The organism is Bacillus sp. FSL K6-2944, assembly GCF_038005385.1.
Lineage (GTDB): Bacteria > Bacillota > Bacilli > Bacillales > Bacillaceae_G > Bacillus_A > Bacillus_A cereus.
In genome coordinates, this window is record NZ_JBBOTE010000001.1 from 157,502 (window position 1) to 173,491 (window position 15,990).

Consider the following 15,990-nt stretch of genomic DNA (forward strand, 5'->3'; position numbering starts at 1 on the left):
TTTACAAACTTTTTGTATCGGTGTATTATTTAACTAGTACACTGATACAAAAGGAGGGAAGAAATGAAAATAGAGTTTTCTCCAAATACACCAATTTACATTCAGGTAATGGAATACATAAAAAAAGAGATCGTAACAGGACATTTATTACCTGGTGATAAAATTCCCTCTGTCCGTGAATTAGCGAGTGAATTACAAGTGAATCCAAATACGATTCAGCGTACATTTCAAGAGCTAGAACGGGATGGAGTTGTTGTCACACGTAGAGGAATGGGACGGTATGTAACGAATGAAGGGGAGAAAATTATGGAGCTGCGAAAAGAGATGGCGAAAGAATTACTTCATTCTTTTATAGATGGAATGGACAATTTAGGTTTTTCAGAAGAAGAAATTCTTACAATTCTTCGTTCTTCATTACATGATAAGAGGGAGGAGAGCCAATGACAGAGCTATTGAAAATAGAAAACTTATGGAAGAGATACGGATTAAAAGCAGTGATCCGTGAATTAAACATAGAGATTACGGAAGGGAAAATCGTTGGGCTTGTTGGAGATAACGGGAGCGGGAAAACGACGTTATTGAAAATGATTGCAGGCTTGCAACACCCTTCTGAAGGTAGTATTACAATAGACGGTAAAAAGGTAGGGTTACAGACGAAAGAAATTGTTTCATTTATGTCCGATAAGCCAATCTTTGATGATTGGATGACTGTAAAAGACGCTTTATTTTTCTACCGAGATTTTTATAAAGACTTCGATATTCAAAAAGCGGTAGATACGATTGCAGAATTTAAAATACCGTTAGAAGAAAAAATTACAGCATTGTCAAAAGGTATGGTTGAGAAGCTGCAGATTATTTTAACGTTTTCTCGAAAAGCGAAGCTATATGTACTGGATGAGCCATTGGGCGGGATTGATCTTGTTTCTAGAGAACATGTACTTGAGTTAATACTTAAATTTTATCGTGAAGATTGTACGCTACTTATATCGACTCATTTAATAAGAGAAATCGAAAATATATTCGATGAAGTAATCTTTTTGAAAGATGGAGAAATAATATTGCATGAAAATGTGGAAGAACTACGATTTCAAAAGGGTAAAGCAGTACATGAGCTGTTTAAGGAGGCCTATGAGAAATGAGTCAGCTTTTTCTTTATCTATATAATTGTAATAAGAGAAAGATAGCCATTATTTACTTTGGTTTTATTACAGTTTCATTAATTCTTTTATTTAATATGAAAGGAGTTTCAGGTAGGCAAGATATAATTATTATTATATTCTTTATCGTACTAGGTATAAATGGATTTGCAATTCTTTTAACAGGTATATCGTCTTTTCGGAAAATGTTAAAAAACTCTATGCTACGTTATACTTCTATTTCAGCAAAAAAGTATATATGTGCAAATAGTTTATTCTGTGTACTACTCTTTATGATTTTGCTAGGAATAGGAATCATTTTTCTATACTATTTTTCTTTAAATATTTACAATGGAAAAACTAATTTAGGTATTCAGCAAGCAATACACAGTTTATATAATTATGGAATATTACATCATATGTTATCTATTTTCTTATGGGGACTAGATTTTCTTAATATGCTAGTTTCTATTTATTTCATTATAGTAATTGTAAAACTATTAAATGTGAAATCATCTATGAATAAAGTTGCTTGTTTAGTTTTATTCGTCATTTTTACCGCATTTAATGGAGGAATAACGTATATTTTTCAGCAAATAGAAAAGTATGTGTTTGCTATAAATAATATTGGATTTATAGATCAAAATGGTTTTTTAAATACATCATTTTATTCTGGTACAGAGGTTACAATTTTAAATCTATTTTTTAATTGTTTATTAACAATTATATTACTAGTAGTTACAGGTCACATAGTCGATAAAAAACTAGAAGTCTAAAGGAGGAATCACCATTGGGAAACGTAGTAGTAAAGTTAGAGAATGTTCGAAAAAAGATTGGTGGAACGGAAATTATTCGTGGTTTATCATTTGAGGTTCGTGAAGGAGAAGTATACGGATTCCTTGGACCGAACGGTAGCGGTAAGACGACGACAATCCGTATGATGACAGGTCTTATTTCAATGACAGAGGGCGATATTACAATTTGTGGACATAGTATTCGCTCGGAGCGTGAAAAGGCACTAGAGCAAATTGGAGCGATTGTAGAAAATCCTGAACTATATGATTATATGACAGGAATGCAAAACTTAAAGCATTTTGCGAACATGGCCATTACACCAATTAGTAAAGAGCGCATTGCTGAGATTGTAAAGCTTGTTGAGTTAGAGCATGCGATTCATAAAAAGGTGAAAACATATTCACTTGGTATGAAACAACGTTTAGGAATTGCACAGGCATTACTGCATCAGCCGAAAATCTTAATTTTAGATGAACCGACAAATGGATTAGATCCAGCTGGTATTCGCCAAATTCGTGATTATTTACAACGTTTAGCGAAAGAAGAGAATATTGCTGTAATCGTATCAAGTCACTTATTGAGTGAAATTGAATTAATGTGTGATCGCGTCGTTATTATTAAACAAGGTGAGTTTGTACAAGAGTACAACTTACATGAAAAAGTGAAACATGATGAGGCAGTCGTTGTAGCGTTTGAAGTAGATGAAGTTCAGAAAGCAAATGAAATCATTAAAGGTAAAGCAAAAGGGAATGTAATTGTAGCATCTGTAACAAAAGACAACATTCCGCAACTTGTAAAAAAACTTGTTCATGCTGATGTGCTTGTATACGGAGTTACTGTTCAAAATAAAACGTTAGAGGATGAGTTCTTAGCGATTACTGGGGGAGTGAAAGCGTAATGTTTAAATTAATTCAAAATGAATTTTTAAAGTTGCATGCGAAAAAAGGTATGTATATTTTAATGGGTGTCATTGCGGCACTCGAAATTTTAGGTACTTTAGCAATGTTGAAGTGGGGAAAAGGTGATGAGTTTAAGGGATCATATTTAGATTATGCAAACTCAGAGATTGGCTTAATTGTTTTATTTACAACGATTTTTGGGATTACACTTGCTGCCCGTACTCTTACTGATGAGTTCCAAAAAGGTACAATTAAACAATTGTTAATCCGTCCAAGAAAAAGACTTGCAGTTTTATTTTCTAAATATATTACAGTGTTATTAGCAATGTTATTTATTGTATTAGCTGGTATGCTAATTGCAATGATTATTGGCGGTATTGTAATGGATGGTAGTAAAACAGAATTAACATTAGGAATCGTTATGAAGTCCACTTTATATCAACTACTTTCACCGTTCTTTTTTGCAACACTTGCATTTTTCCTAGCAAATGTCTTTAGAAAATCTGTATTACCATTAATTATTACGATGTTCCTATTCTTCTTACAAGGTGCAATTAATATGGTATTAATAATGTTTGCAAAAGGTGTAGCGAAGTTTGTAGTATTCAACCATTTGGATTTAAGAGCTTACGATAGTAATAAATTAATCAATGGTGGAATGGAACCAACATTTACAGAATTTACGTTTACAACTTCATTATTACTTGTAGCTGCATACTTTGTTGTGTTACTTGTAGCATCAAGTGCATTATTCCAAAAACGTGACGTATTATAATAAAAGAAATCCCCGCTTGTAAAAACGGGGATTTTTATTACATAAATTTCACTTGGATTGCAACTTGAAGAACAGCGATATGGTATTTTAAGAGCTATGTTGTTTGAAAGTAATTGAGAAAAATAGGAAGAGTTTCAACTATATTCATATTATAATGTAGTTATCCGACCATTTACTTTTACTATCTTTGGAGGTGTTCTATATGCACTATGCATTTTCACGTATAAGGCTACGTAGCTTTTTTGGATGGATGATTATAGGGGTGTTCCTTATAATGATACCATTAGGTCTAGCAAATGTTTCTGAGAATACGATGGAGGTTATTTCACAAATAACTGTATTTTTTGTATTTCCGTTACTTTGGCTATACGTAAAAACAAATAAAAATAATATTGTATTTAACAGTTTTTTTGATAAGCCAGGACGTTTATCTTGGGGATTAATTGTATTAGCAACGATAATGGGGATGATTTTTTCAGTTGGCATATCTCAGATTCAATTTTACATATTAGCACATACGTTACCGAATTTCTTAGTTACTATGCTAGAAGACGGAAATGTTATTAATACGAGTAACGTATATATGACGATATTTACTTTCATTTCAGCATGTGTGTTAGCACCTATTATGGAAGAGGTTATTTTTAGGGGATTTTTCTTACAGCGAATGGCTCATAAATGGGGAATTAAAAAAGCTGTAATTATATCTTCAATTATTTTTGGCCTAGGACATTTTGATGTTATTGGTGCGTTCATGTTTGGTGTCGTTATGTGTCTTTTATACATAAAGACAAAAAATATATGGACGAATATAGCTGTGCACGCTCTAAATAATTTGATTGCAACAAGTATGCAATTTTTCGGTGGAGAAGAAAGTGGTACAATCTCAATTACTGAATTACAAGCGCAAAGTAATTTATGGATTGGTATCGGTCTTACAGTTGTTGGATTACTATGGTTAATTCCGTATGTTTGGAAACAATGGCGTACAGTAAAAGAAGTTGGCGTGCCACCAGTACGTTTTATAAATGAGCAAAAAGTAGTGAATTCATCACAAGAAAATGAAGTGTATAGTCAAGTGATCGTAACCGATAGATTGATGGCCATAGAGTTACCAGATGAGGCTGTAAATAAGCTTCGGTTAGAAGAAAATGATTATGTAACAGTAGCTGTAGAAGAAGATAAAATCGTTATAAAGAAAGCACATAATAGATAATTAAAAAGTAGCTCTTAGGAGCTACTTTTTAATTTGTAATAATTTCTACACGAAAATTATTACCGTTCTTGACATATTTAATATCTGTAACAGTGCGGACTGTCTTTAAAATCTCCACTTTTTCACCAATTCGCGGGATGGTCGGAACATTGTCCCAAATACCAAGCAAGTCATCTAATTGTGCCGTTTTTTCATAAAACCAGATTTTCAATGTAAAGCCCCTTTCTCGAATTTTATGTATTTTAATACATAATATATTATTTTTATTCTTATTGTAAGGGGTTTTTTTATAATTTATGAATAAAAATAAATTAATCTTCTGGGAAGATATGTTCAATATCAGGAGTAAGAGATACTTCTGATAATACGATATGAGAAACTGTCGTTGCATATGAAGAAACATCATTGATAAATTCTTCAAGTTCAACGAGTGAAGGAACAGAAATTTTTACAATGTAGCATAAGCTTCCTGTTACTCGGTAACAAAAACTTGCAGATGGATAAGACTGAATAAACTGTTGCATACGTGTTGTATCACCATTTTTTAAAGTGATTTCTAAAATACAATCTAAAACTAGTCCTGCTTTTTTATAGTCGATATCGATTGTATATTTTTGAATAACCCCTTCACTTTCAAGTTTACGAACACGTTCTGCAGTAGACGGAGCAGATAAGTTTACTCGTTTCGCCAATTCACGCATAGAAAGGCGACTATCATTATATAATTCATTTAAAATTTTTCGATCAACACGGTCTAGTTGCATTTGTAAATATACCTCCAGTAAAATAATGATTTTTGTAAAGGAAAAATATAAATTAAGATTCATATGAAATGTAAAGTGAACGTTATTTATTTTACAATAAAACAGAAGGAAATAGGAGGGGAAATGATGGAGAGAATTTCATTATCAAATGTAGGAGATACAAAGTTTCAAAAGTTATTAGGGCATAATTCGGATATATTACACTCGTGGAGTACGTTAGAAGATACACTGTACAATAAAGGGACTCTTTCAGCAGAGTTGAAGGAGCAAGTGAGAAGAACATTAGCGTATGGGAATGAATGTCCGTACTGTATGGCAAAGGGAAGACCTGATGATGTGCAAAAGGCAGAGGAGATTGGTGTAGCCGTTACTTTTGCGCATACATTTGTTCATGACCGAAAAGCAATAGATGATACTATGTTTCACGCTTTAAAACAATATTGGACAGAAAAAGAAATTGTAGAGCTTTGCGCCTATGTTTGCTTTATTACTGCGTCACAACAACTTGGTTTTCTATTTCAATTACAGCCAAATTAAGGGGGAAATGATGACAAATCAAATAGCACTTATCATAATCGATGTACAAAAGGCATTTCAATTACCAGATTGGGGCGAGAGAAATAATATTTTTGCTGAAGAAAACATGAGAATTTTGTTAGAAGAATGGAGAAAAAGGAAACGACCAGTTTTTCATATTCAACATGTAAATAAAGAAAATGCTCAGTCAATGTTTTATGAGAGAGCGGAAACGGTAAACTTTAAAGAAGAAGTGCAACCACTACTTGGTGAAGTGGTTATTCAGAAATTCGTTAACAGCGCGTTCATTGGGACAAATTTAGAAGAGCAATTAAGAAAGAACAAATGTAATGCAGTAGTGGTTGTAGGATTAACGACAAATCATTGCGTGGAAACTACGACACGAATGGCAGGGAATTTAGGATTTACAACATATTTAGTGAGTGATGCAACGGCTACTTTTAACCGTATAGGTTTAGATGGTAAAGAGTATAGTGCAGAAGATATTCACAATATGACACTTGTAAATTTACATGAAGAGTTTGCTACGATTGTGACGACAAAAGAAGTGTTAAAATTATTTTAAGAAAATAATTGCGAATTATGTAGAAAAAAATAAGAATATTTCGTATAATCTAAGTACAATCATTTTGAAAATAGGGGTGGCATCATATGGAGCAAATTTCAGTAAAGAAATTAGAAGAGGTACTTGTTGTAGCAGGGGATGATAAACAGAAGCAAAAGGAATTTTATGAATTGCTCTTATCTACTGAGTTTTATGTTGCTGGTTCACTAGAAGCAGAGGACGGGGCAACAGAAGGAATACTTCGTTTGCGTCATTTCCAAGGAGAAGGTAGATGGATCGTTCCGTTCTTTACACAAATGGAATTTGTAAAAGATGTGTTGCCAGAAGGAACGCCCCTTATTACGATACGTGGGAAAGAGTTATTTGGTAGCATTGAGAAAGATGCTACAGCTGTATTAAATGTTGGCACTGATATAAGTAAAACATTTATTCCAGAAGAAATTGCAGATATCGCATCTGGACGAATTTTTAATTATTATAAGTAAAAGGAAAAGCGTAATCGCTTTTCCTTTTACTTTTTAATTTGAATATGAAGTGGCTATACCAGAAGAAATAGAGACTGTTTTATTATTCGTGTTTATTGTCGCTGTAGCTCCAAGTGGAATACCGATGTTTGGACTTATATGTCCAATTGGTAAATCGAATAGGACAGGTATATGATATGGCGCGAAATATTCATATAATATTGTTTGCAATGATTGAGAGGGCTTTGAAGGAGTGCAGTCGTGACAACTTGTGAAAATAACGCCCCTGCATTCATTAAACTTTCCAGATAAAAGTAGCTGATTTAACATACGGTCAATGCGGTACGGTTCTTCACCAATGTCTTCAAGTAATAAAAGTGTATTGTTCGTAATTATCTCGTAGGGCGAGCCAATTATACTTGTTAAAACAGCTAAATTTCCTCCAACTAACGTACCTGTAACTGTACTGTGAGAGCTAGGTACGATACATTCTGATGCAGATAAAATGGTTGAATACGGATGGAATAGCTGATTAAAAGAGGATAAAGATAGGGAATCAATGCCTTTTCCTAGTTCTTCAATCATCGGACCATGAAATGTTATAAGCTTTGCATAACGTGAAACAGCAGTATGTAAAGCTGTAATATCGCTATATCCCCAAAAGATTTTTGGATTCTGCCTAATAACTTCATATTGAATGTGAGGAAGAAGACGAGCACTTCCATAACCACCTCGTGCACAAAAAATTGCCTTCACTTCATTATTTATAAATGCTTCATGTATATCGTCAAGCCGAACTTGATCACTTCCGGCTAAAAATCCATATTTCTCGTAAACACTCTTCCCGATTATTACGGATAACCCCATCTCTTGTAATACATTCACACCTTTTAATACATTTTCGATTGTAGGTGGACCAGATGGTGCAATAATCATTACTGTATCACCTTGTTTTAATGCATTTGGATAAATCATTAAGCTCAGCCTCCTTCTCTTTCAATATATTCGCTTCATATGAAGTGCAACCCTTGCAAAAGCAGGGGAAAGCTTATCAAATAAAGAAGATATAAAGGAAATAGGAGGGAAAATGATGTTTACAAGTCGAGTAACAGACATATTAAAAATTGAGTACCCCGTTGTTCAAGCCGGTATGGCAGGCGCGATTACGACGCCAGAACTTGTTGCAGCAGTAAGTAATAGTGGAGGATTAGGGACGCTTGGAGCCGGCTATATGAGCTCAGAACAAATTCGTGAAGCGATTTATAGAATAAGAGAACTAACAGATAAGCCTTTCGGTGTTAATTTACTTGTAACGAAAGAGATAGAAATAGAAGAAGAGAAGGTAAATGAGGCGAAAGTATTACTAAGCGGAGTGAATAGAGAATTAGGTATAGAAGTAGAAGGAACGTTAAAGCTTCCAAAAAGCTATAAGGAACAATTACAAGTGCTATTAGATGAAAAAGTACCGGTCGTTAGCTTTGCATTTCAAACGTTAGAAAAAGAAGAAATAAATGATTTAAAAAGAAGTGGAATAAAAGTTATCGGAACAGCTACCCATGTGAAGGAAGCGAAAGTACTTGCTGAGCTAGGAGTAGATATTATTATTGGGCAAGGTAGCGAAGCAGGAGGGCATAGAGGAACGTTTATTGGGAAAGAACGAGATGCTATGATTGGTACGTTTGCGTTAATACCTCAGTTAGTAGGGGTTATTCCGCATATCCCAATTGTCGCAGCAGGTGGTGTAATGAACGGACAAGGGCTTGTTGCGGCATTGGCACTAGGAGCAGAAGGTGTTCAAATGGGATCAGCCTTTTTAACAAGTGAAGAGAGTATTACGCACGATGTGTATAAAGAAGCGGTTTTACATAGTACAGATACGAGCACAACTGTAACTCGTGCGTTTTCCGGGAAATATGCACGCGGTATTCGGAATGAATTTATAGAGAGACATGAAGGAAAAGAAGAAGGGCTTCCGGTATATCCAGTGCAAAACGTATTAACTTCTAAAATACGCCAAGAGGCAGCGAAGCAAAATAAGGAAGAATATATGTCACTTTGGGCAGGACAGGCAGCATCATTGGCACGAATCGAATCAGCTCAGCATGTAGTGGAGCGAGTTATGAAAGAAGCGGCGAATGCAATCGAGCAATTACAAAATATATACAAAAAGACCACTTGAGTAATTCAAGCGGTCTTTTCGTTAGTTTGCTTTATAAAATTGTTGGATGGCTTCGTCGATGTAAACCCAGCCTTTCCAACCTAAGTGCATATGATCTTTTAAGAAGTATTTATCGTATTCATGATTTGAGAAGTCGGCAATTGGATAACCAGCTTTTTCAATTTGCTCATGAACTTTCTTATAGTATGCTTCGCGGCGTTCTTTCGGGAAGCCAGCGTAGTCGTACCAAGGACCTTTGACAGGAACAGAAATGAAGAGTGGTTTTGCACCAGATTGTTTTAATAAATCAAGTACAATTTGTAAATCTTCATATTCTGGCGATTGGTCATAAGCATCATTTTTTAAGTAACCTTCACGTTGCTTTAATTTTTTCTTAATTTTGCTATTGAAGTAACCATCTTCGATACCATATTCATTAGATCCAGATTCTGCTGCACCTGTTTGATCCGCATGTTTACGAGCATCTTCCCAGTTCATTTGTTTTAATGAAGGATCGAGCTTCTCTTTGTGCGGTTTAATATTAAACATAGCTGTAAATAAATCTTTACGATCTAAAATGTTACGGTAAATATAAGCGAAAGGTTTAGCAGCAAGTGCTTTTACTTTATACTTCGTATCATCATAAGCGATACCTTCAAGCGAAATTTTTAATAAAGTTTCTTTTTTTACAATCTCAAAGTTTAATAAACGCTTTGCAATTTGTTTTTTCATTTCAGGTTTTAAATCATTGTTGAAAATGAAGTGGTAACCTTGTTGTTTTGAAAAGTTAGGTGCAAAGTGCGTTTCGTCAATACCTTGTGGTACAAACCATTGCGGAGAAAGAACGAATACCATTTTCTTATCTTTCAATTGATCCATTGTAGATGCGAAGTTTAATACATGTACAAGGTCTTGTGTTCCGCCGCGTCCAAGAAGGAATGGCGTAAATCCTTCAGGCTTTACTTTAAAATAATTAGATGGATGGAAAGCATCCATACGTGCGAATTCCGATGAACCGTACATCGGAAGATATTTTGGATCTGCTAACATCTTTTGCTGTAAAATCATACTTTGAATTTTTTCTTCTTTTAAAGAAGTAGCAGCTTGTTCTACTTTTTCATCACTTAAAAGTGGAAGTAGGAAGCGCGTTGGAATAAGTAAGAATACAGCAAAAAGGGCCAATGCTAAAAGCATCGGACCAAATTTTGCTTTGTTCATCGGATTTCTTCCAACTTTTTAATAACCATGTTTGGTGTAGCCCACTCGTCACGGTCAAAATCAGAAATAGAAACTTCAATATCTAAACGCTCTTGGAATTCAACTAATAAAGATACTACAGCGAAAGAATCAAGGATACCTTCTTCAAATAATTGAACATCTAAGTTTTCTTTCACAATATCGTTTTCACATACTTCTTCTAAAATATCTAATACTTGCTCTTTGAATTCTGCCATTTTTAAAATCTCCTTTATATCCGAAATTATTATATGTGCAACTTCTTAATGGAATAAGAAGGGTGCATTAAAAGTATCTGTTAAGGTGTCCAGAGAAGATTAGGAAACCGAAACATACAACGTGGAACGTAATTACAATCGCAAGGATGTGTGTAAATTTATTGTTTGGCCAAAACTTATGCTTCTTGTTTTTTCGTTCAAAAATATCGAATAAAATAAACAGTGCGGCATGGTATAGACCATAAATAACATACTGCGCAACAGCGCTTCCTTGGATGTGCCAAATTCCCATAATGAAGAAGTTTAAAAATGCCCCGATATACGAAATAGTGTAACGGTTCTTAATTAACTTTTTCTTCGTTGCAAAAAAGACGAAACGCATGTAAATAAAATCACGGAACCAGAATGATAAACTCATGTGCCAGCGGTTCCAGAAGTCTTTAATATTACGACTAAGGAATGGCTTATTGAAGTTTTCTGGCGTTTTAATTCCCATCATATAACTTACACCAATTACAAAAGAGCTATAACCAGCAAAATCAAAGAATAGATATAAGCTATAGCTATACATGTAAATCATATTTGAAAATATTGTATCGTGTTGAGCGAATGCTGGATCCATACAATATTGCTTTATTAAGTAAGCAATAATAAATTTATACAAGAAACCTTGGAAAATACGATTTAGTCCTGTATATAGTAAATTTTGATATTCTTCAGCGCTAGGTGGCTTTTGAATATCTTTTTGGAATCTTCGGTAACGATCGATAGGTCCTGTTGAAATCGCAGGGAAGAATAAAACGAATTCCCAGAAGTTAAAGAAAGAAAGCTCTTTAATTAAACCATCACGAACTTCAAATACCATTTGAACTGCTCTGAATGTTACGTAAGATATACCTAGGAAAACAACAAGTTTTAACTCAGGTAAAAACGATGCAAACGGCGCGATTTTTGCCAAAATAAGAGGCAAAATCGATAAAATAACAGCTATGCAAAATGTGAATGTACTATTATTTTGTTTTCTTAAAATTAAATAGCCTTTAATAAGGACATATTGCCAAATAATAAATGCAGCTAGCATCATTGCTTGCTTTGGTTTATCTGAGAAGATAATAGCAATCATGACTAATGTTAAAACGGCATTATATTTGCGCAACATTTTACCTTTTAATCCAGCTATGATAGTAGGTATTAATAAAATGCCCACTATAGCGAAAAAATAAAATGATCCATATGCGGTCATGCTGTAACCTCACTCAATAATTTTTTGCGATCTACCTTTCCATTTGGTGTCATTGGAATAGAAGATTGATACATGAATTTACGTGGAATCATGTAGTTTGGTAATCGCTCATTGAGTTCTTTTTTGATTGCAGATGTTAATTTGAATTCTTTTTCAAATGAATGTTCTCCAGGAACAACAACCGCTAATAAATAATCGTATTTCTCACCTTTTTTAATTGGAACGATAACTGCTCCTTCTACGTAAGAACACGCACGAAGGTGATGCTCAATTTCTTCTAATTCCATTCGATAACCATGCAGCTTAATTTGGAAATCAAGACGACCATTATAGAATAGAAGACCATTTTCAACATAGCCAGCATCGCCTGTTTTATAGGCGCGCTCACCGTCAATCATAGTAAATGCTTTTTCTGTTAATTCAGGGCTTCCTAAATATCCAACGCTTACGCTTGGACCGACAATTACGATTTCACCTTTTTCACCATCAGGTGCGATCGTGCCATCTTCTTTCATAATAAGAAGGCGACAGTCTGATTTACAATAGCCAACTGGAAGTGATTTGTATTGATCAAGCACTTCTTCTGTAACGTGAATACCTGTTACAGCGACAGTAGCTTCTGTTGGACCATACGTATTCATAATTGTTGCTTTAGGGAAACGCTCAATTAATTTTCTAGCCACTTCATTTGGTAACACTTCGCCGCAGAATAAGAATGTTTTCATGTTCGGTAGCATACTCTCAGAGAAAGATGCTTCCATTAAACACATTTCAGCGAAAGAAGGTGTGGAAGTCCATACTTGAATATCCGATTGCTCTAAAGAAGCAAACAAGTCTTTTGGACGCGCAATCATATCTTTATCGATTGCCCAAAGTGTACCACCTGTTACTAATGATGGGTAAATATCCATTACAGATAAATCGAATGAGAAAGGTGCTTGGTTTAAGAATACTTGCCCTGTTTGTAAGTTGAAATCTTCTACAGCCCATTTTGTAAAGCTAACAAGGCAGTTATAAGTAATCTGAACCCCTTTCGGATTACCTGTGCTTCCTGATGTGTAAATAATGTAGAAATTCTCATCACCTTTTACCGCATGTTCAGGATTTGGAGTGTTCCCTTTATGAGTAAAGAAAATATCTTTTAAGTTGTCTTCACTTACGATGCGAACTGGTAAATCAGTTACAGTTACTGCTGTTGCCGATAAAAGTAATTTCGCACCAGAATTTTCAGCAATACGTTGTACACGATCAGCTGGGATAGATAAATCTACAGGAATGTAAGCATGTCCAGCTTTTACACATCCTAAAAAGTTAATAATCATTTCAGGTTGCATATGGCCATACACCATAATTGGTGAACGATCGTCTGGATACTCAGAAGAAATCCAATGTGCTAACGCATCAGAATCTTCCTTTAATTGTTTGTACGTAATTTTCGCATCTCGCCAAACAAAAGCGGTTTGATCAGGCGTTTCTGCAGCCCACTTTTCAATTTGTTCTAATAACTTCATAACGTTCCCACCCTAGAATTCATTGTAAATAAATGTACTTGTGTTTGTATCATGGAATCCATACAACCAAAGTAATGCAAATAAAATTGCAAGATAATAAACCGTCTTTGCAACCCATTGTGTGAGTGGTCGAGACCATATCTCTTTTAATCTTTCCATGTCTTTCCCTCTCTTAATGAAATAATAGCTCTTTGTAGGTATCATGTCCTACATTATTGTGAAAAAAACAAAATCCCACATTTTAGGTAAAAATAAGTCAAAAGGCTCTTTTCTGATATTAGCACTAAATACTAAAAAAGAAAATCCCTAACTTAGCAATTATATTACATTCAGCATGAATTTGTAATGGGTTTGACATGTAAATAGAAAGTGGATTGTGTGAATACATAAAAGTGGACTATAAGAATACGTAAAAATACAGTGTTTGTTTTTATTAATCATTTAAGACGGAGTAAACTTTTAAATTTCTAGTTCTTTTGAAAAGGAGGAAATTATCATGAATAGAGTGTGGAAGAATCTAATTTCGGAAGAAAATATCGTGAAATGGAGAAGGCATTTCCATAAGTATCCGGAATTATCATTTCATGAAAAAGAAACTTCGCAATTTATATATGATACATTATGCTCATTTTCTTCTTTTGAAGTAACGAGACCGACGAAATATAGTGTACTAGCAATTAAAAGAGGTGTGAAGCAAGGGAAAGTAATTGCGATTCGAGCTGATATAGACGCTTTGCCAATTCAAGAGGAGACAAGTAAATCTTATACATCTGTGAATAAAGGAATGATGCATGCATGTGGGCACGATGCTCACGCAGCTATTTTATTAAGCACAGCAGAGGTGTTATCAAATATAAAGGAAGATTTTGCAGGTGAGATTCGTCTATTCTTTCAGCACGCAGAAGAGGTGTATCCAGGCGGGGGACAAGAAATGGTTGAGGCAGGTGTAATGGACGGTGTTGATTATGTAATAGGTTTACATGTTATGTCAGGACTTGAGAGTGGAAAGATAGGAATTGCATATGGACCGATGATGGCAGCTCCAGACGTATTTACAGTTGAGATTCAAGGCAAAGGAGGACATGCGGCGCGACCAGAAGAAACGATAGATCCTATTGCTATCGGAGCACAGATTATTACAAATCTACAACATATCGTATCAAGAAATACAAGTGCTTTTATGCAAAGGGTTGTTTCAGTTACACAATTTCATGGGGGAACGGCTGACAATATTATTCCTAGTACAGCAACTTTAATGGGAACTGTTCGTTCATTTAATCAAGCATTGAGGGTGGAAGCAGAAGGGAAAATCGAGAAAATTGTGAAAGGAATTACAGAAGCACATGGAGGATCGTATACATATACGTATCGATATGGATATGATCCGGTTATTAATGATGAATATATTACGAAAATAGTAGAAGAAAGTGCACTACATTTGTTTGGGAATGAGCGTGTTGTGAAGCTTGAACCTTCTATGGGTGGAGAAGATTTTTCAGCATATTTAAGAAAAGCACCTGGTTGTTTCATTAAATTAGGAACAGGTAATGAAAATATATATACTTGTTATCCACATCATCATCCGAAATTTGACTTGGATGAATCAGCATTAATTTGTGGAGTGGAGCTATTTTTAGAGACGACTATAAGATTACTAAAATCATAGAAAAACAAAAAAAGGCAACTGCACTCTATTGCAGTTGCTTTTATTTCTTTCCGTCAGAGAGGGCTGAGAAAGAACTATGCTCATTCATAGTATATGAATAGCTAACGGACAAGCTTGTACATTTTAATCATTTTTTTAAAAATAGTTGAAATTGATAATTATTATCAATAGGATGGATGCGACATGTTAATGAGAAAGAATTTTCACCTTCTGCGGAGGGGATTAAAAGATAAAAATAAAGATGTTGATCAGCATATGGAATGGCAAAGAAATGTAATTCGGTCTGAATATGTAGATGAGAAGAAGAGCATTCAAACAGAAAAAGAGATACAAAGTAAAGGGAGAGGTTCAGTTGAGTAAGTTAGTAATGATTTTTGCAAGTATGAGTGGAAATACAGAGGAAATGGCTGACCATATTGCCGGCGTAATTCGTGAAACAGAAAATGAAATTGAAGTTATTGATATTATGGATTCACCAGAAGCTTCTATATTAGAACAGTATGATGGAATTATTTTAGGTGCATACACTTGGGGAGATGGCGATCTTCCTGATGATTTCTTAGATTTTTATGATGCAATGGATTCTATTGATTTAACTGGGAAAAAAGCGGCAGTATTCGGATCATGTGATTCGGCTTATCCGAAATACGGAGTGGCAGTTGACATTTTAATAGAAAAGCTACAAGAGTGCGGGGCAGCAGTTGTGTTAGAAGGACTAAAAGTAGAATTAACGCCAGAAGATGAAGATGTAGAAAAATGTTTACAGTTTGGAGCTGAATTTGTAAAACACCTTTCTTAATGGCAGAA

21 protein-coding genes are annotated in these 15,990 nt (G+C 34.6%); 13 read left to right on the forward strand and 8 right to left on the reverse strand.

What is annotated here, in order from left to right:
* The first annotated feature begins 63 nt into the window (after window positions 1–63).
* From MHH55_RS00805 to MHH55_RS00830, 6 genes are all read left to right on the forward strand, one after another.
* Window positions 64–444 (forward strand): GntR family transcriptional regulator, encoded by a 381-nt coding sequence (locus MHH55_RS00805; protein WP_000687512.1) that lies wholly within the window; start codon window positions 64–66, stop codon window positions 442–444.
* On the forward strand, window positions 441–1,139 hold the full coding sequence (locus tag MHH55_RS00810; RefSeq protein ID WP_000137738.1) for an ABC transporter ATP-binding protein: 699 nt from the start codon (window positions 441–443) through the stop codon (window positions 1,137–1,139). The genes MHH55_RS00805 and MHH55_RS00810 overlap by 4 nt, the downstream gene beginning before the upstream one ends.
* The gene (locus tag MHH55_RS00815) at window positions 1,136–1,912 is read left to right on the forward strand and encodes an ABC transporter permease (protein ID WP_078186383.1); all 777 of its coding nucleotides are present in this window, start codon (window positions 1,136–1,138) and stop codon (window positions 1,910–1,912) included. Before MHH55_RS00810 ends, MHH55_RS00815 begins: the two co-directional genes overlap by 4 nt.
* A 14-nt stretch (window positions 1,913–1,926) precedes the next feature.
* Complete coding sequence (locus MHH55_RS00820) at window positions 1,927–2,829, forward strand: ABC transporter ATP-binding protein (protein ID WP_000528788.1); 903 nt, start codon at window positions 1,927–1,929, stop codon at window positions 2,827–2,829.
* Entirely contained in the window at window positions 2,829–3,605 is a 777-nt protein-coding gene (locus MHH55_RS00825; protein ID WP_000475456.1) for an ABC transporter permease, read from the forward strand. The genes MHH55_RS00820 and MHH55_RS00825 overlap by 1 nt, the downstream gene beginning before the upstream one ends.
* A 202-nt stretch (window positions 3,606–3,807) precedes the next feature.
* Window positions 3,808–4,821: a CPBP family intramembrane glutamic endopeptidase gene (locus MHH55_RS00830; protein WP_000558808.1), complete on the forward strand. Its 1,014-nt coding sequence runs from the start codon at window positions 3,808–3,810 to the stop codon at window positions 4,819–4,821.
* Between the two features lie 28 nt (window positions 4,822–4,849).
* Here the strand turns inward: MHH55_RS00830 and MHH55_RS00835 are convergent, their stop codons facing one another.
* On the reverse strand, window positions 4,850–5,032 hold the full coding sequence (locus MHH55_RS00835) for a DUF3913 family protein (protein ID WP_000707107.1): 183 nt from the start codon (window positions 5,030–5,032) through the stop codon (window positions 4,850–4,852).
* 100 nt (window positions 5,033–5,132) lie between these two features.
* A complete protein-coding gene (locus tag MHH55_RS00840; RefSeq protein WP_001175498.1) occupies window positions 5,133–5,585 on the reverse strand; it encodes an Lrp/AsnC family transcriptional regulator in 453 nt (150 codons plus the stop codon).
* Window positions 5,586–5,711: 126 nt separating this feature from the next.
* On the opposite strand from MHH55_RS00840, the gene MHH55_RS00845 reads away from it, so the two are divergent.
* The 3 genes from MHH55_RS00845 (at window position 5,712) to MHH55_RS00855 (ending at window position 7,172) form a co-directional block, all read left to right on the forward strand.
* Complete coding sequence (locus MHH55_RS00845) at window positions 5,712–6,122, forward strand: carboxymuconolactone decarboxylase family protein (protein ID WP_000439756.1); 411 nt, start codon at window positions 5,712–5,714, stop codon at window positions 6,120–6,122.
* A 10-nt stretch (window positions 6,123–6,132) separates the two neighbouring features.
* On the forward strand, window positions 6,133–6,687 hold the full coding sequence (locus MHH55_RS00850; RefSeq protein ID WP_000184436.1) for a cysteine hydrolase family protein: 555 nt from the start codon (window positions 6,133–6,135) through the stop codon (window positions 6,685–6,687).
* Between the two features lie 86 nt (window positions 6,688–6,773).
* The gene (locus tag MHH55_RS00855) at window positions 6,774–7,172 is read left to right on the forward strand and encodes an SseB family protein (RefSeq protein WP_000435265.1); all 399 of its coding nucleotides are present in this window, start codon (window positions 6,774–6,776) and stop codon (window positions 7,170–7,172) included.
* A gap of 33 nt (window positions 7,173–7,205) precedes the next feature.
* Here the strand turns inward: MHH55_RS00855 and MHH55_RS00860 are convergent, their stop codons facing one another.
* Window positions 7,206–8,126, reverse strand: a complete 921-nt coding sequence (locus MHH55_RS00860) for a S66 peptidase family protein (protein ID WP_048655982.1) — start codon at window positions 8,124–8,126, stop codon at window positions 7,206–7,208.
* 115 nt (window positions 8,127–8,241) lie between these two features.
* On the opposite strand from MHH55_RS00860, the gene MHH55_RS00865 reads away from it, so the two are divergent.
* On the forward strand, window positions 8,242–9,330 hold the full coding sequence (locus tag MHH55_RS00865) for an NAD(P)H-dependent flavin oxidoreductase (protein ID WP_078186384.1): 1,089 nt from the start codon (window positions 8,242–8,244) through the stop codon (window positions 9,328–9,330).
* A gap of 21 nt (window positions 9,331–9,351) precedes the next feature.
* Here MHH55_RS00865 and dltD read toward each other — a convergent pair whose 3' ends face one another.
* From dltD to MHH55_RS00890, 5 genes are all read right to left on the reverse strand, one after another.
* The gene (dltD, locus tag MHH55_RS00870; RefSeq protein ID WP_078186385.1) at window positions 9,352–10,527 is read right to left on the reverse strand and encodes a D-alanyl-lipoteichoic acid biosynthesis protein DltD; all 1,176 of its coding nucleotides are present in this window, start codon (window positions 10,525–10,527) and stop codon (window positions 9,352–9,354) included.
* On the reverse strand, window positions 10,524–10,763 hold the full coding sequence (dltC, locus tag MHH55_RS00875) for a D-alanine--poly(phosphoribitol) ligase subunit DltC (protein WP_000807310.1): 240 nt from the start codon (window positions 10,761–10,763) through the stop codon (window positions 10,524–10,526). Before dltC ends, dltD begins: the two co-directional genes overlap by 4 nt.
* 67 nt (window positions 10,764–10,830) lie before the next feature.
* Window positions 10,831–12,006, reverse strand: coding sequence for a D-alanyl-lipoteichoic acid biosynthesis protein DltB (gene dltB / locus MHH55_RS00880; RefSeq protein ID WP_000127933.1), 1,176 nt, complete (start codon window positions 12,004–12,006; stop codon window positions 10,831–10,833).
* Window positions 12,003–13,517 carry a D-alanine--poly(phosphoribitol) ligase subunit DltA gene (gene dltA, locus MHH55_RS00885; RefSeq protein ID WP_000770505.1) on the reverse strand — a complete coding sequence of 505 codons (1,515 nt, stop codon included), beginning with the start codon at window positions 13,515–13,517 and terminating at the stop codon, window positions 12,003–12,005. Before dltA ends, dltB begins: the two co-directional genes overlap by 4 nt.
* Window positions 13,518–13,529: 12 nt before the next feature.
* Window positions 13,530–13,676 (reverse strand): teichoic acid D-Ala incorporation-associated protein DltX, encoded by a 147-nt coding sequence (locus tag MHH55_RS00890; protein ID WP_000440293.1) that lies wholly within the window; start codon window positions 13,674–13,676, stop codon window positions 13,530–13,532.
* Window positions 13,677–14,013: 337 nt separating this feature from the next.
* On the opposite strand from MHH55_RS00890, the gene amaA reads away from it, so the two are divergent.
* From amaA to MHH55_RS00905, 3 genes are all read left to right on the forward strand, one after another.
* Window positions 14,014–15,183, forward strand: a complete 1,170-nt coding sequence (gene amaA / locus MHH55_RS00895; protein ID WP_001082783.1) for an N-acyl-aliphatic-L-amino acid amidohydrolase — start codon at window positions 14,014–14,016, stop codon at window positions 15,181–15,183.
* Between the two features lie 183 nt (window positions 15,184–15,366).
* Entirely contained in the window at window positions 15,367–15,543 is a 177-nt protein-coding gene (locus MHH55_RS00900; protein WP_000929023.1) for a hypothetical protein, read from the forward strand.
* Window positions 15,536–15,982, forward strand: coding sequence for a flavodoxin (locus MHH55_RS00905; RefSeq protein ID WP_078186386.1), 447 nt, complete (start codon window positions 15,536–15,538; stop codon window positions 15,980–15,982). The genes MHH55_RS00900 and MHH55_RS00905 overlap by 8 nt, the downstream gene beginning before the upstream one ends.
* Window positions 15,983–15,990: the final 8 nt, after the last annotated feature.

Excerpts from the sequence above, each read along its gene's own strand:
- MHH55_RS00825 (WP_000475456.1), top strand. The coding sequence starts at position 2,829 with ATGTTTAAATTAATTCAAAATGAATTTTTAAAGTTGCATGCGAAAAAA.
- amaA (WP_001082783.1), top strand. The coding sequence starts at position 14,014 with ATGAATAGAGTGTGGAAGAATCTAATTTCGGAAGAAAATATCGTGAAA.
- MHH55_RS00850 (WP_000184436.1), top strand. The coding sequence starts at position 6,133 with ATGACAAATCAAATAGCACTTATCATAATCGATGTACAAAAGGCATTT.
- MHH55_RS00805 (WP_000687512.1), top strand. The coding sequence starts at position 64 with ATGAAAATAGAGTTTTCTCCAAATACACCAATTTACATTCAGGTAATG.
- dltB (WP_000127933.1), bottom strand. The coding sequence starts at position 12,006 with ATGACCGCATATGGATCATTTTATTTTTTCGCTATAGTGGGCATTTTA.
- MHH55_RS00810 (WP_000137738.1), top strand. The coding sequence starts at position 441 with ATGACAGAGCTATTGAAAATAGAAAACTTATGGAAGAGATACGGATTA.
- dltD (WP_078186385.1), bottom strand. The coding sequence starts at position 10,527 with ATGAACAAAGCAAAATTTGGTCCGATGCTTTTAGCATTGGCCCTTTTT.
- MHH55_RS00855 (WP_000435265.1), top strand. The coding sequence starts at position 6,774 with ATGGAGCAAATTTCAGTAAAGAAATTAGAAGAGGTACTTGTTGTAGCA.
- MHH55_RS00815 (WP_078186383.1), top strand. The coding sequence starts at position 1,136 with ATGAGTCAGCTTTTTCTTTATCTATATAATTGTAATAAGAGAAAGATA.
- dltC (WP_000807310.1), bottom strand. The coding sequence starts at position 10,763 with ATGGCAGAATTCAAAGAGCAAGTATTAGATATTTTAGAAGAAGTATGT.
- dltA (WP_000770505.1), bottom strand. The coding sequence starts at position 13,517 with ATGAAGTTATTAGAACAAATTGAAAAGTGGGCTGCAGAAACGCCTGAT.
- MHH55_RS00840 (WP_001175498.1), bottom strand. The coding sequence starts at position 5,585 with ATGCAACTAGACCGTGTTGATCGAAAAATTTTAAATGAATTATATAAT.
- MHH55_RS00865 (WP_078186384.1), top strand. The coding sequence starts at position 8,242 with ATGTTTACAAGTCGAGTAACAGACATATTAAAAATTGAGTACCCCGTT.
- MHH55_RS00860 (WP_048655982.1), bottom strand. The coding sequence starts at position 8,126 with ATGATTTATCCAAATGCATTAAAACAAGGTGATACAGTAATGATTATT.
- MHH55_RS00830 (WP_000558808.1), top strand. The coding sequence starts at position 3,808 with ATGCACTATGCATTTTCACGTATAAGGCTACGTAGCTTTTTTGGATGG.
- MHH55_RS00900 (WP_000929023.1), top strand. The coding sequence starts at position 15,367 with ATGTTAATGAGAAAGAATTTTCACCTTCTGCGGAGGGGATTAAAAGAT.
- MHH55_RS00890 (WP_000440293.1), bottom strand. The coding sequence starts at position 13,676 with ATGGAAAGATTAAAAGAGATATGGTCTCGACCACTCACACAATGGGTT.
- MHH55_RS00845 (WP_000439756.1), top strand. The coding sequence starts at position 5,712 with ATGGAGAGAATTTCATTATCAAATGTAGGAGATACAAAGTTTCAAAAG.